Origin of the sequence: Streptomyces aureus (assembly GCF_000725495.1) — a bacterium.
GTDB classification, from domain to species: Bacteria; Actinomycetota; Actinomycetes; order Streptomycetales; family Streptomycetaceae; genus Streptomyces; species Streptomyces aureus_B.
Map to the genome: position 1 here is coordinate 132,247 of NZ_JNZD01000019.1, position 14,253 is coordinate 146,499.

The window sequence follows — 14,253 nt, forward strand, 5'->3', positions numbered from 1 at the left end:
AGGGCCGGGACACCACCTGGTGTCCCGGCCCTCGGCCGTTTCCGCGCGGGTCACGGGGACGGGGCGGTCTCCGGGTCGATCAGGCCCTCGCGATAGGCGATGGCCACGGCCTCGGTGCGGCTCGCCGCCCCCAGCTTGGCGAGGATGTTCGAGACGTGGACGCTCGCCGTCTTGCCGCTGATGAACAGTTCCTCGCCGATCTGGCGGTTGGTGCGTCCCCGGCCCAGCAGCCGCAGCACATCGCTCTCCCGCGCGGTCAGCGCGGCGATGCGTTCGTCGGCGGCCGGTGACTCGGCGAGGCCGCCCCGCCGGACCAGCGCCTTCAGGGACTCGCGCAGCGGCTTCGCGCCGAGGAGCACGGCGGTGTCGTGGGCGGCGCGGGCCTGCTCGGCGGCCTCCGCGCGGCGGCCCGCCGCGAGCAGGGCCTCCGCGAGCCGCCGTCTGCTCCGCGCCAGCTCGTACGGGTCGCCGTAGCCGAAGGCCGCCACGGCCCGCTCCCAGGCCGCGACGTCCGGGCCGGTGCGGGCACGCAGCCACTCCGCCTCGGCACGGGCGAGCCAGGCCCGCCCCTCGGGACCCTCCTCGCCGTCCTTCTCGCTCTGCGCCGCCGCGCTCCTGGCCAGCTCCGCCACCTCGGCCGCGCTGTCCGCCCAGTGGCCGGCGCCGGCCGGGTCACCGGAACGGCGTGCCTCCTCGGCGGCATCCGCGACCGCCGACAGCGCGAGCGCGGCGAGCCGCACCACGACGGGGGGCGGGCCGGTGCCGGAGGCGTCCGTGAGGGCCTCGGCCGCGGTGCGCAGCCGCCGTACGGCCTCCTCCGCGTCGCCGCCGTGGGCCGCGGCGTCGGTCAGCACGATGCTCGCGACGAGCGTGGACATCCAGTCGAAGGGCCGGTCGAGCAGTGCGCGGGCTCCGGTGACGGCCGCCTCCAGCTCGCCGCGGGCCAGGGCGACGTACAGGGCGGGCCCCGTGGCGAACCCGGCCGCCGCCGGCAGCAGCTCGGCGTCGTCGGCGGCCGCACGCGCGCAGGCGTCCCAGCGGCCCATCGTGTAGAACACCAGCGACTGGAGGTAGCGCAGCTCCAGGGCGTACGGAGAGGACAGCAGTCCGGAGCGGCGGGCGCGGTCCACTCCGTCCGAGAGCCAGGTCAGGCACTCCTCCAGGTCACCGGATTCGAAGCACCCGATGGCCAGGTTGAACAGCGCCCGCATCTCGACCGGGAAGTTCCCGGCGCCGTGCGCCAGTTCAAGGGCCCGGCGCAGCCTTTCGCGGCCGTTGCGCGTGCGTCGGCTGTTCGCCTCCAGACCGACCAGGGAGATCATCAGGTCGGCCTGGGCGTCGGCCAGCCGGAGCTGTTCGGCCGTGGCGAGCGCCTGCCGGGCGACGCGCTCGGCGTCCTCGGCCCGGCCCACGTGGCGGGCCGCCATGACATGGGTCGCCGCGGCCCACACCCAGGTGTACGAGGGCGGTTCGGCGGGGATCAGCGCGAGCGCCTCGCTGCTGTAGGTGAACGCGTCCTTCAGGCTGTCGATCCGCATCAGATTGCCCGCGAGGGTGTACCGGACCCGGGCGGCGAGCTCGGAGTCGGTGTCGGAGCCGGCCCGGGCGAGCGCGTCGCGGGTGAGGTGGACCGCGCGGTGGGTCTCCCCGGCGCTGGCGGCGGCCGCCGAGGCGCGCAGGGTGAGCGTGACGGTGCTCCCCTCGGGGCGGGCGCCGGTGTCCACCGCGGGCCACAGTTCGAGGGCGGTCTCCAGGTGGTGCAGCTCCTCGGCGGGCGCGCCGACGCGCTGGGCGTGCTCGGCGGCCTCGAGGGAGGCGGCGAGCGCGTCGGCAAGGTCGTGGCTCTCGCGCGAGTGGTGGGCGCGCTCCGCCGCGTTCTTCGCCGAGCGGGCCTCTCCGGCGAGGAGTCCGGCGAACTGCCGGTGCAGCCGCACCCGTTCACCGGGCAGCAGGTCCGCGTACACGGCCTCGCGGGTGAGCGCGTGCCGGAACGAGTACGTCGCATCCTCGCCCGGCACGAGGAGTTGGTGACCGACGGCCTCGCGCAGCGCCGACTCCAGTTCCTCCTCGGGGAGTTGCACGGCGCCGCGCAGCAGTTCGTGCTCGACGCGGCGTCCCGCGACGGCCGCCGTGCGCAGCACCTGCTGGGCGGTGTCGGAGAGTTGCTCGATGCGGATGAGCAGGACGTCGGCCAGCCCGCTCGGCATGGCGGGGGAGACGGGGGTGTCGTCGCCGGGCAGCGCGGCGAGCAGTTCCTCGGCGTAGAAGGCGTTGCCCTCGGCCCGTTCGACGATGCGACGGACCGTGGTGTCGGAGACCGGGCGGATGCGCAGCGCGCGCACGAGCCGGGCCACGTCGGCGTCGGCCATCGGCCGCAGCTCCAGCCGGTCGACAGCCGGCAATCGGATCAGCTCGGCGAGCAGCGGGCGCAGCGGGTGGCGGCGGTGCAGGTCGTCCGCGCGGTACGAGGCGAAGACCGCGAGGCGCCGGGCGGGGCCGCCGGCCGCGGGCCCCTGGAGCACGCCCCGGCTGAGCAGGAAGCGGAGCAGGTCGCGGGAGGACTGGTCCGCCCAGTGGAGGTCCTCGAGGACCAGCAGGAGCGGGGCGATGTCGGCCAGGTCGGCGAGGAGACCCGCGACGGCCTCGAAGAGCCGGAGCCGGCCGCCGGGGTCCGGGGCGGCGCCCGCCCCCGGGCCGGAGCCGGTCAGCCGGTCCACCTCGGGGTGGGCGGCGAACGCGGGGGAGAACCGGTCCTCGGCGGACGCAGCGCCCAGGATCTCGGTGAACGGGAGGTAGGGGAGGCCCACGTCACCGAGGTCGACGCAGTGCCCGGTCAGGACCGTCGTCCCGGCGGCGGACGCGCGCGCCGCGGCCTCCGTGAGGGTGCGGGTCTTGCCGACGCCGGCGTCCCCGGCCACCAGGACCGCGCGCGGCTCGCCGTCTCGGGCGCGGTCCAGCACGCCGGTGAGCCGGGCGAGTTCGTCACCCCGGCCGATGAACGGCGTACCGAAAGTCTGTGTCACAGGCCCATCCTGGCACGCTCGGCCGACAACTCCCCGGCGTATTCGCCCCGATCGGCGACCTGCTCCCGGACGGTCCTCCGGGGAGGCCCGCCGGTGCGGGAATCCTCCGGCGCACACGCCGGTGCCGGGCGGGCCGGAGTGCTCCGGCCCGCCCGGCGGACGGGGGTTCGAGGGGCACGGGGTTTCGGGGCCGGGGCGCCGCTCGCCCGGGAGGCGGAAGGCGGGGGCCGGGGTGCGCCCACCCGGCGGGCCGGGTCAGGCGGGGGTCAGGCCGCCTCCCGGCTCGGACGCCGCCGCGGGGAGCGGCTCACCGGCACCCGTGCCGAGGTCGTCGCCGTCCTCGTGCACCGCCACCTTGCGCAGGCTCGCGGTGGCGAGGACGGCGGCGCCCAGCAGGAGGACCGCACCGGCGACGGCCGCCGCCTGCATCCCGTTGGTGAACGCCTCCCGCGCGGCTGTGGCCAGTGCCTTCCCGGCGTCGCCCGGCAGCCGGCCGGCCACGGCCAGGGCGCCGCCCAGCGTCTCCCGGGCCGCGGCCGGGGCGCCGGAGGGGACGTCGTGGCGGTAGACCGCGGTGCCGATGGAGCCGAGGACCGCCATGCCGAGGGCCCCGCCGAACTCGGCGCCGGTCTCCAGCAGGGAGGCGGCGGCGCCCGTGTTGCCGAGGGGGACCGTGCCGAGGGCGAGGTCCATCATCTGGGACATCACGGTGACGATCCCGGAGGCGAGGACACCCGCGCCGGCCAGCACGAGCCACAGCGAGTCGGTGCCGGCGCAGGCCAGCAGTCCGTAGCCGCAGGCGGCGAGGACGAATCCGCCCGAGACGACGTGGGCGCGGTGGACGCCCTTCTGCACGAGCTGGGCCGCGACCGGCGCGGCCACACCGACCAGGACGGTGGGGAGCAGGGACCACAGGGCGGCGGCCATGGAGCTCTTGCCGAGCACCGACTGGAGGTACTGGGTGGTGAAGTACGCCGAGCCCATCATGCCGAAGGACGAGACGAGGTTGAGGACGACGGCGGGTGCGAAGCCGCGGCCGCGGAACAGGGCGGGGGAGATGAGCGGGGACTTCGCGGTGCGCTGGCGGTGGACGAACAGGGCGGTGAAGACCAGGCCGACCAGGACCGAGACGACGTACTCGGTCCGCCAGCCCTCGGCCGGGATCTCCTTGACGCCGTAGATCACCGGCAGGACGGCGGCCATCGACAGCGGCACGCTCAGCAGGTCGAACCGGCCCGGCTCGGGGTTCTTCGACTCGGGCAGCAGGATCGGGCCGAGGACCAGCAGCAGCACCATCGCGGGCAGGTTGACCAGGAAGACCGACCCCCACCAGAAGTACTGGACGAGCACACCGCTCATCACCGAGCCGAGGGCGATACCGCCGGTCATGACGCCGGACCACAGGCCGATCGCCTTCGCGCGCTGCCCGGGGTCGGTGAACATCGTCCGGATGATCGCCATGGTCGAGGGCATCAGGGTCGCGCCGCCGACGCCGAGGACCGCGCGGGCCGCGATCAGCATCTCGGCGCTGTCGGCGTAGGCGGCGAGCACGGAGGCGGAGCCGAACGCGGCGGCGCCGAACAGGAGCAGCTTGCGGCGCCCGATGCGGTCGCCGAGGGAGCCCATCGTCATCAGCAGCCCGGCGAGCACGAACGCGTAGATGTCGAAGATCCACAGCTGCTGGGTGCCGCTCGGCTCCAGGTCCGCGCTGATCGAGGGGATCGCGAAGTAGAGGACGGAGACGTCCATCGAGACCAGGAGCAGCGGAAGCATCAGGACGCCGAGGGCGGTCCATTCGCGGCGGCCGGCCAGAGCGCCGGGGGCGCCGGAGGCGGGAGTCGTGCTCGTCGGGTTCGTCATGCCAGGGACTGTACGGACGTATTAAACGCTTGTCTAGTACGCTCGTATAAGACGTTCGTTTCACACGCTCGTCCTTGACGGTTGTATGGGACGCTTGTCTGAATCGAGGTAGGGTGGCCGGCATGGGACACCGTGAGGATCTGCTCGAAGGCGCCAAGCGCTGCCTGCTGGAGAAGGGCTTCGCGCGCACGACGGCGCGCGACATCGTCAAGGAGTCGGGGACGAACCTGGCGTCCATCGGCTACCACTACGGCTCGAAGGACGCGCTGCTCGCGCAGGCCTACGTGGAGCTGATCTCCGACATCGGTGACACGTTCGGCGCGTTCGCGACCACCGACAGCGCGAGCGCTCCCGGCTCCCTGGAGCGCTTCCAGGAGGCGTGGGAGAACATCACCCGCTCCTTCGTCGAGGACCGGGCCATCTGGATGCTCACCTTCGAGGTGATCACCAACACGGACCGGCTGCCCACGGTCCGCGACCATCTGGCGAAGGCCTCGGACGAGGGCCGGCGCGGGCTCGTTCCCATGCTGGCCGGGGGATCGGAGGCCGACGTGGACGACGCCACGATGCGCTCGCTCGGCGGCTTCTACCAGGTGCTGCTCAACGGCCTCAGCGTGCAGTGGCTCTTCGACCCGGACTCGGCGACCGACGCCGCCGAACTGACCGAGGGACTGCGCCGGGTCATCTCCGGAGCCACGACGTCGCAGAGCAGCCAAGGCGAGTAGAGCCGCCGGGGCAGCTGGGGCGTCAGTCCGCCGTCGGCGCCGGCCGCTTCGCCGGGCGTCCGGCCGGGGCCGGGGGAGCGGCCGGCGCCGCGCGGTCCCGCAGGGCCGGGGCCAGCGCCGCCAGCATCAGGACGCCCGTGAGGGCGAAGGCCGGCGCGGCGCCCGCCGGCGCCGCGAGGAGGCCGAAGCCGAGAGCGCCGACGCCCATGCCGCCGTCGTAGGCGAGGTTCCACAGCGCGCTCACCGTGCCGTAGCCGGCGGCGGGGACCCGCGCGTACATCAGGCTCAGCGTGGCGTTCTGGGCGATGCCGAAGCCCGTTCCGAGGACGGCCGCTCCGGCCACCACGGCCACGGCGCTCCCCGTGAACGCGGTGACCAGCATGCCGGCGGACGCGAGCAGCAGCCCCGGCAGTACGAGCCCCGCGGGTCCGCGCCGGTCCCCGTACCGCCCCGCCGCCCACCGGGCCGCGGTCGACGTGGCGGGCTGGACGAAGAGCGCCACCGCGACGACCCCCGACGAGCCGGCCGGGACCGCCAGGGGCAGGAACGTGACGACGACGCCGGTCGCCAGCGCCGTGGTCGCGAAGACGGCGGCGGGCCTGACCAGGGCGCCGCTGCGGAGCGCGGCCACCATCCCGACGGGTTCCCCCGGCGTCCGCTCCCGGCCCGGCAGGCCCACCACCGACGCCACGGCGGCGAGCGCGGCCACGCCCGCGGCGATCGCGACCGGGGTGAAGCCCGCGCGCCCCGCCAGCCACACGCCCAGCGGCAGTGCGATCAGCGACGGCACTCCGGAGACCACGCCCACCAGGGCCAGCCCCTCGCCCCTGCGCTCGGCCGGGATCAGCGAGGCGGTCAGCGCGCCGCCGGCCACCAGCGTGAGCGCGAAACCGAGACCGCGGACCAGGCAGACCAGCACGATCCAGGCCAGGGAGTGCGACAGGGTCAGGACGAGCGCGGGTGCGCCGAGCAGCACGAGACCGGCGGTCAGCGCGGCCCGGTGGCCGTAGCGTCCGACCAGACGGGGACCGGCCAGTTCACCGAGAACGGTGGCCAGCATCAGGGCGCCCGTGGCGAAGCCCGCTCCCGACACCGTCGCGTACGCGGGGACGACCGACAGCAGCAGGAAGAAGCTCACCGAGGCTCCGATCATGCTGACGAAGCGGAGCATCAGGGGCCGGGTGATCAGCGGAGGCCGGCCGGCGGACGGCTCTGCGGACGTCCGCGGGGTCCCTGGCGTGGAGGAAGGTGTCATGGGAACGACGCTAGGTTCCCGCCGGACCCCCGGTAAGCTCCAATTCCATGCCTCCAGAGTGGGCCGGTCTGTCGCCCGAGCTGCTCCTGTCCGTCGACCGTGACAGCGGTGAGCAGCTGCGCGCCCAGCTGGAACGGCAGCTGCGCGAGGCGATCCGCACGGGCCGGCTCGGCGCCGGGGAGCGCCTGCCCTCCTCCCGCGGACTCGCCCGCGAGCTCGGTCTCTCCCGCGGTCTCGTCCAGGACTGCTACGCCCAACTCCAGGCGGAGGGCTATCTGGTGACCCGGACCGGCTCCGCCACCCGGGTCGCCCAGGGAGCGCACGTGCCGCCCGCGGCCGCGTCCCGCGAGCGGGCCGCCCCGCGCCTGATCGCCGACTTCCGGCACGGCGTACCGGACTTGGGGAGCTTCCCGCTGGCCGACTGGCTCCGGGCGACCCGCGAGGCGGCCCGGGCGATGCCGACGGCGGACCTCGACTACGGGGATCCACGCGGGAGTTCGGTGCTGCGCGAGGTGCTGGCCGGCTATCTGCGCCGGGTGCGTGCGGCCGCCGCCGACCCGGAGCGGATCGTCGTCTGCTCCGGCTACGCCCAAGGGCTCGGCCTCGCGCTGCGCGCGCTGGGGCTCGCGGGTGTCCGCGAGGTGGCGTACGAGGATCCGGGCGCGCCCGCCACCGTGTCGGCAGCCGCCGGGGCCGCGGGCCTGCGGGCCGTGCCCGTACCGGTCGACGAGGGCGGTATCGACGTACGGGCGCTCGACGCCACCGGCGCCCGCGCGGTCGTCGTCACCCCGGCCCACCAGTGGCCCACCGGTGTCGTGCTCGCCCCCGAACGCCGGATCGCCCTGATCCGGTGGGCCAGACGGCGGGACGCGTACGTCATCGAGGACGACTACGACGCCGAGTTCCGCTACGACCGGGAGCCGGTGGGCGCCCTCCAGGGGCCGGCCGCCGACCGGGTCGTCTCGATCGGTACCGTCAGCAAGTCGCTCGCCCCGGCCCTGCGCATCGGCTGGATCCTGTGCCCGCCCGCCCTCGCCGCCCCGCTGACGGAGGCCAAGCGCCTCGCCGACCGCGGCTCCCCGACCCTCGACCAGCTCGCCCTCGCCCGGCTGATCGAGTCCGGGCGCCACGACCGCCATCTGCGCCGGATGCGCACGGTCTACGCGGCCCGGCGCACCGCCCTGGTCGCCGCGCTGGCTACGCACGCCCCCGGGATCCGGCTCACCGGGCTGGCCGCGGGGTTCCACGCGGTCCTGCATCTGGACCCCGCCGCCGACGAACGGTCGGTGATCGCCGCGGCCCGCGAGCGGTCCGTCGGCCTGTACGGCATGAGCGCGTGCCGCTCCGACGGAGGGACGACGCCGCCCCGGCTGGTGCTCGGCTTCGGCGCGGTGGGGGAGCGGGCGATCACCGAGGGAGTCGCCACGATCGCCGACCTCCTGACCGGGACACCGGGCCCGCCCGGACACAGCTGAGCCGCACTGTCCTCCGGGGTCAGAGGCGTGCCCCCTTCAACGCCATGTGCAGCAGCAGCCGGTCCTCGCCGTCGTCGAGGTCGAGGCCGGTGAGCTGCTCCACGCGGGACAGGCGGTAATAGAGCGTCTGGCGGTGGATGCCCAACTCGGCCGCCGTGCGCCCGGCCTGGCCCGCCCGGTCCAGGAACATCTCGGCCGTGCGCGCGAGTTCGCGGTGAGCGCTGCCCAACAGGGCGCTCACGGCGGGGTCGTGGGCCGCGTCCGGCGGCAGCGCGGTGAGGAGCCGGAACGGGCCGATCGCCCCCCACTCGGCCACGGGACCCAGCCGGGGCTCGGCCAGCACCGCCCGCGCGGCCGCGGCCGCCTCGCGCCACGCGGCCCCCAGCTCCCCGAGGCCCTCCCGGGCCCCGGCGACCCCGGCGGCCACCGCCCCGCCGGCCGGGGCCTCGGCCGTCCCGCCGGACCTGGCTCCCGCGGGACTCGCGGACCGGGTTCCCTCCGTCCCGCCGACGCCCTTGGCGCGGACGCCGGAGGCCTCCCGGACGAAGCGGCCGGCCGCCGTCAGCGCCGGGGTCAGTACGTCCGGCGAGCGCAGCCGGACCAGCAGGGCCAGGCTCTGCGAGGCCACGCCCCACGGGACGGTGCACAGCGCGGTCGCCCCCGGCACCGTACGGGCGGACGGCGCGTCGTCCGGGTCGGCCGAGGGCCAGGGCGCCACGCACACCACCGTGTGCAGCCCCTCGCCGCGCGGGCCGAGCGCCGTGCGCAGCTCGGCCACCGCCATGTCCAGCTGCCAGCCGCGCTCGGCGGTCAGGACGGCCCGCAGCTCGCGGGTGAGGTCCGCGCCCGCCTGGGCCTCGTCCGCGAGCAGCGCGCCGATGCGGGAGGCCACCTCCATCGCCCCGGCGAGCTGGGCGTCGGTGGGGCCCGGGTCGTCGTCGAGCAGCCAGACGTAGCCGAGGACGACACCCCGATGGCGTACCGGAAGGCAGATCCTCCCCCGGTAGACCCCGGCCTCGGGGGTCGGCGGGATACGGACGGGCCCGGTCGCGCGGGTGATGCCGAAGCCCTCGAACCAGGTACGGACCGCGGTGGTGGACCGCCTGGTGAGGATCGAGCGGGTGCGCACGGGGTCCAGGGCGGACGGATCGAGGTCGCCCTCGCTGTCGTACGCCCCGAAGGCGATCAGCTCGAAATCGCGGTTCTCCAGCGTCGCCGGGACGCCGAGGAGCGCCGAGATCTCGTCGACCAGCTCCTGATAGTCGCCTCTGTGTTCACCGCTCACGCCCGTATTCTCGCGCACTTCCGGCAGGCCTTCATACATATGTCTGAGATCCGGGGCAGGGATGCGTGACAGCTGTCGATGGCCCACGATCGGAGATATCCCTAGGTTTCACGGTGGTTCTCCGTGCCGTACCCGAAACGTCGGGATTCGGCCTCCTGCTGATCTCGTTGTGGAGGTGCCCCGTGCTGGGTCCCGTGATTCTCGCCGCCTCGCGCAGCGACAAGATGCGCCGTCTGATCTCGGCCGCCCCGGTGACCAAGCCGGTCGTCGACCGCTTCATCCCCGGCGAGACCGTCGACCAGGTCGTCCCGATCATCAAGGACCTCACGGGCAAGGGCCTGGAGGTCACGATGGACGTCGTCGGCGAGGACATCACGACCCCCGAGCAGTCGTACGCCGCCCGTGACGCCTACCTGGAGCTGATCGGCCGCCTCAAGGAGCTCGGCCTCGGCACGAAGGCCGAGATGTCGGTCAAGCTGTCGATGTTCGGACAGGCCCTGGAGGGCGGCCACGAGCTGGCCCTGGCCAACGTCCGTCCGGTCGTCGAGGCCGCCGCCGCCATCGGCACCACCGTCACGCTGGACGCCGAGGACCACACCACCCTCGACTCGATGTTCGCGATCCACGAGGAACTGCGGAAGGACTTCCCTCAGACCGGCTGTGTGATCCAGGCCTATCTGTTCCGCACGGAGGCCGACGCCCGCCGCCTCGCCGAGAGCGGCAGCCGCGTCCGTCTGGTGAAGGGCGCCTACAAGGAGCCCGCCGAGGTCGCGTACCAGCAGAAGGCCGAGACCGACAAGGCGTACGTCCGCATCCTGAAGATCCTGATGGAGGGCGAGGGCTATCCGATGATCGGGTCCCACGACCCGCGCCTCATCTCCATTGCGCAGGAGCTCGCGCGGACCGCCGGGCGCAAGCTGGACGAGTACGAGTTCCAGATGCTGTACGGCATCCGCAGCGACGAGCACGTGCGACTCGCCGCCGAGGGCCACCGCATGCGCGTCTACACCGCGTACGGCACCGACTGGTACGGCTACTTCATGCGCCGCCTCGCGGAGAAGCCGGCCAACCTCGTGTTCTTCCTGCGAAGCATGATCACACGTGGCTGACCCCACTTGGCTGTGCCTCGGCTTCGGCCGGGGGTCCGGGGGTTGTCCCCCGGGCAGGCACAGCGCTCGCTCGATCCTCACCAAGGGCTGAGACCGAACCACCCGCTCGACTCAAGGAGTTACGGAACCCATGGACGCTGTGACCCAGGTCCCCACCCCCGTCAACGAGCCGGTGCACGGCTACGCGCCCGGTTCGCCCGAGCGTGCCCGCCTGGAGGCGAAGCTCAAGGAGCTGGCCGAGAACCCGATCGACCTGCCGATGACCATCGGCGGCGCGAAGCGCATGGGCGGCGGCGAGCGTTTCGACGTCGTGCAGCCGCACAACCACAAGGCGCGCATCGGCACCTACGCCAACGCCACGCAGCAGGACGCCCAGGACGCCGTCGACGCGGCCCTCGCCGCCGCCCCGGCGTGGCGCGCGATGTCCTTCGACGACCGCGCGGCGATCATCCTGCGCGCCGCCGAGCTGCTGGCCGGCCCCTGGCGCGAGACGCTGGCCGCCTCCACCATGCTCGGCCAGTCGAAGACCGCCCAACAGGCCGAGATCGACACCCCGTGCGAGCTCGTCGACTTCTGGCGCTTCAACGTCCACTACGCCCGCCAGATCCTCGCCGAGCAGCCGCCGGCGAACTCCCCGGGCGTGTGGAACCGCATGGACCACCGCCCGCTGGAGGGCTTCGTCTACGCGATCACGCCCTTCAACTTCACGGCGATCGCGGGCAACCTGCCCACCGCCCCGGCGCTCATGGGCAACGTCGTCGTGTGGAAGCCGTCCCCGACGCAGACCCACGCCGCCGTGCTGCTGATGCAGCTCCTGGAGGAGGCGGGCCTGCCCAAGGGCGTCATCAACCTCGTCACCGGTGACGGCATCGAGGTCTCCAAGGTCGCCCTCGAGCACCGCGACCTGGCCGGCATCCACTTCACCGGCTCGACCAAGACCTTCCAGTACCTGTGGAAGACGGTCGGCAACAACATCGAGAAGTACCGCTCCTACCCGCGTCTGGTCGGCGAGACCGGCGGCAAGGACTTCGTCGTCGCCCACCCGTCGGCGGACCGCGCGGTCCTCAAGACCGCCCTGACCCGCGGTTCCTTCGAGTACCAGGGTCAGAAGTGCTCGGCGAGCTCCCGCGCCTACATCCCGGCCTCCATCTGGAACTCCGGTTTCAAGGAGGAGTTCGCGGCCGAGGTCGACTACCTGACCATGGGTGACGTCACCGACCTGTCGAACTTCATCGGCGCGGTCATCGACGAGCGGTCCTTCGCCAAGAACAAGGCGGCCATCGACCGCGCCAAGGCGGACCCGACCTGCACGATCGTCGCGGGCGGCACCTACGACGACTCGGTCGGCTACTTCGTGCGCCCGACCGTCGTCGAGTGCACGGACCCGGATAACGAGGTCTTCACGACCGAGTACTTCGGCCCCTTCCTCGCCGTGCACGTCTACGAGGACGACAAGTACGACGAGATGCTGACCCAGATGGAGTCGGCGTCCGACTACGCCCTCACCGGCGCGGTCATCTCCGGCGACCGCGCGGCGGCCGCGTACACGATGGACAAGCTCCGCTACGCGGCGGGCAACTTCTACATCAACGACAAGTCGACCGGCGCCGTCGTCGGCCAGCAGCCCTTCGGCGGCGGCCGTGCCTCCGGCACCAACGACAAGGCCGGCGCCCCGCAGAACCTGATGCGCTGGACGCTGACCCGCGCCATCAAGGAGACGCTGGTCCCGCCGACCGACTACGGCTACCCCCACATGGGCTGACAGCCCGACGAGGCCGCCGGTCACCCGGCCGGCGGTCTCCCACTCGCTCCGCCCCCGCCCCACGGTCTCCCCCGTCCGTGGAGCGGGGGCGGTTTCCATGTCCGGCGGCGCCGGGCCCGTCCGGCGGTTCCCGTCCGCCCCGCCCTAGCCGGGCTGCTCGGTGCGCTCCCACCACTCGTACACGGGCAGCCTGCCCTCCGCCGAGTCCGCATGCCGCTCGGTCGCCCTGAAGTGCTCGTAGCCGCCGCGCAGCTCGATCTTCACGTCCGATCCGGGGTCCGGTGCGGGGACGATCCGTTCGGGCAGGTCGTCGGGGCCGCCTTCGAGCAGTGCTCTGGTCGTGTCGCTCATGACGTGACCGTTCCCTGCGGCGGAGCCCGATGTGGCACGCCGGGCGGAGAACCAGCCGTGCGGGTGACCCGCCACCGCGTCCGGCTCTCAGATCCGGCCGAGGAAGTCCCGGATCAGGGCCGCGATCTGGGGCGCGTGCGTCTCCAGGGCGAAGTGCCCGGTGGGGAGCAGATGGATCTCGGCGTCCGGGAGGTCGCGGCGGAAGGCGAGGGCGCCCGCGGGGACGAAGATCTCGTCGCCGCCGCCCCAGACCGCCAGCAGCGGGACCCCGCTCGTGCGGAAGTACTCCTGGAACGCCGGGTAGAGCGCGATGTTGGAGCCGTAGTCGGAGATCAGGTCGAGCTGGATCTCGCCCTGGCCGGGGCGGGCCATCAGGGCGGCGTCGTGCTCGTAGGCGTCGGGGCTGACCAGGGTCGGGTCCGTCACGCCGGTCAGGTACTGCCACCTGATGCCGTCCGGGCTGCTGATCGCCCGCACCGGCGCCTCCGTCTCGGGGGTGCGCTCCGCGATCAGCGCCAGCACCGGTGCCCAGGCGTCGGCGCCCAACCCCTCCTCGTACGCGTTGCCGTTCTGCGTGACGATCGCGGTCACCCGCTCGGGGTGCGCGAGCGCCAGGCGCAGGCCGATCGGGGCGCCGTAGTCCTGGATGTAGAGCGCGTACTCCTTGAGGCCGAGCTGCTCGGTGAACTCCCCGGTGATCTCGGCCAGCCGGTCGAAGGTGTACGGGAAGTCCCCGGCGGCCGGGGCGTCCGAGCGGCCGAAGCCGAGGTGGTCGGGGGCGATCAGGTGGTAGCGGTCGGCGAGCAGCGGCAGCAGGTCCCGGAACATGTGCGAGCTGCTCGGGAAGCCGTGCAGCAGGAGCAGGACGGGCGCGTCCGCGGGGCCGGCCTCGCGGTAGGCGATCTCGTGGCCGGCGACGGTGGTGGTGCGGTGGTGGACCGGGTGGCTGCTCATGATCGGATCCCCTAACCCCTGAAAGCATATTTGATGGTTAGAACAGTTCAGCACGGCTGCACCTAACCGGTCAAGGAGTTTTTGAAGGTTAGATTTGAGGCCGGGGGTGCACGAGGGTGCGTGAGGGTGCGCGGGGCCCGCGGATCGGCCGTACGGGTCAGGTGGCCCCGGGATTCGAGATGTGCCTCCGACGGAAACGCGCAGGTCGGGGCCGTGTGACGTAATCCGCCGTCTCAGATAGTAGGAAGTCCGAGTAATTGTGGAGACAGATGCGCGGTCCTCACCTAGCTTGGTAGGAGCCGAACGTCTCGCTCGACCAAGCGAATGGCGGTCGTGAGCCGGAGCCCTTTGGCAGGCAACCCCTGCGGCACCGCTCCCCGCCCCTTCCGGCGTCTCGTAAATCCCTCATCGCACTTCCGGCCGTCCCCGTGGGCACCGCCGGAGGCAAGGAGTC

General features: G+C 73.3%; 10 protein-coding genes. 4 read left to right on the plus strand and 6 right to left on the minus strand.

The window, feature by feature from the left end:
- Window positions 1–50: 50 nt before the first annotated feature.
- Together IO36_RS23370 and IO36_RS23375 are read right to left on the minus strand one after the other, a co-directional pair.
- A complete protein-coding gene (locus IO36_RS23370; RefSeq protein WP_037622656.1) occupies window positions 51–3,023 on the minus strand; it encodes a helix-turn-helix transcriptional regulator in 2,973 nt (990 codons plus the stop codon).
- Between the two features lie 255 nt (window positions 3,024–3,278).
- Window positions 3,279–4,883, minus strand: coding sequence for an MFS transporter (locus IO36_RS23375; RefSeq protein WP_078943382.1), 1,605 nt, complete (start codon window positions 4,881–4,883; stop codon window positions 3,279–3,281).
- Window positions 4,884–5,005: 122 nt separating this feature from the next.
- Between IO36_RS23375 and IO36_RS23380 the strand changes: the two genes are divergently transcribed.
- Entirely contained in the window at window positions 5,006–5,608 is a 603-nt protein-coding gene (locus tag IO36_RS23380; protein WP_037622658.1) for a TetR/AcrR family transcriptional regulator, read from the plus strand.
- A gap of 22 nt (window positions 5,609–5,630) precedes the next feature.
- Here IO36_RS23380 and IO36_RS23385 read toward each other — a convergent pair whose 3' ends face one another.
- Window positions 5,631–6,863 carry an MFS transporter gene (locus tag IO36_RS23385; protein ID WP_051900850.1) on the minus strand — a complete coding sequence of 411 codons (1,233 nt, stop codon included), beginning with the start codon at window positions 6,861–6,863 and terminating at the stop codon, window positions 5,631–5,633.
- A gap of 47 nt (window positions 6,864–6,910) precedes the next feature.
- On the opposite strand from IO36_RS23385, the gene IO36_RS23390 reads away from it, so the two are divergent.
- Window positions 6,911–8,338, plus strand: a complete 1,428-nt coding sequence (locus tag IO36_RS23390) for a MocR-like pyridoxine biosynthesis transcription factor PdxR (protein WP_037622660.1) — start codon at window positions 6,911–6,913, stop codon at window positions 8,336–8,338.
- Between the two features lie 19 nt (window positions 8,339–8,357).
- Here the strand turns inward: IO36_RS23390 and IO36_RS23395 are convergent, their stop codons facing one another.
- Window positions 8,358–9,662 (minus strand): PucR family transcriptional regulator, encoded by a 1,305-nt coding sequence (locus IO36_RS23395; RefSeq protein WP_209441257.1) that lies wholly within the window; start codon window positions 9,660–9,662, stop codon window positions 8,358–8,360.
- Between the two features lie 143 nt (window positions 9,663–9,805).
- Between IO36_RS23395 and IO36_RS23400 the strand changes: the two genes are divergently transcribed.
- Both IO36_RS23400 and pruA read left to right on the plus strand, forming a co-directional pair.
- On the plus strand, window positions 9,806–10,732 hold the full coding sequence (locus IO36_RS23400) for a proline dehydrogenase family protein (RefSeq protein WP_037622664.1): 927 nt from the start codon (window positions 9,806–9,808) through the stop codon (window positions 10,730–10,732).
- 130 nt (window positions 10,733–10,862) lie between these two features.
- Entirely contained in the window at window positions 10,863–12,494 is a 1,632-nt protein-coding gene (gene pruA / locus IO36_RS23405; RefSeq protein ID WP_037622667.1) for an L-glutamate gamma-semialdehyde dehydrogenase, read from the plus strand.
- A gap of 144 nt (window positions 12,495–12,638) precedes the next feature.
- Here the strand turns inward: pruA and IO36_RS23410 are convergent, their stop codons facing one another.
- Entirely contained in the window at window positions 12,639–12,845 is a 207-nt protein-coding gene (locus IO36_RS23410) for a DUF5988 family protein (RefSeq protein WP_037622670.1), read from the minus strand.
- An 87-nt stretch (window positions 12,846–12,932) separates the two neighbouring features.
- Window positions 12,933–13,799, minus strand: coding sequence for an alpha/beta fold hydrolase (locus IO36_RS23415; protein WP_037622671.1), 867 nt, complete (start codon window positions 13,797–13,799; stop codon window positions 12,933–12,935).
- Window positions 13,800–14,253: the final 454 nt, after the last annotated feature.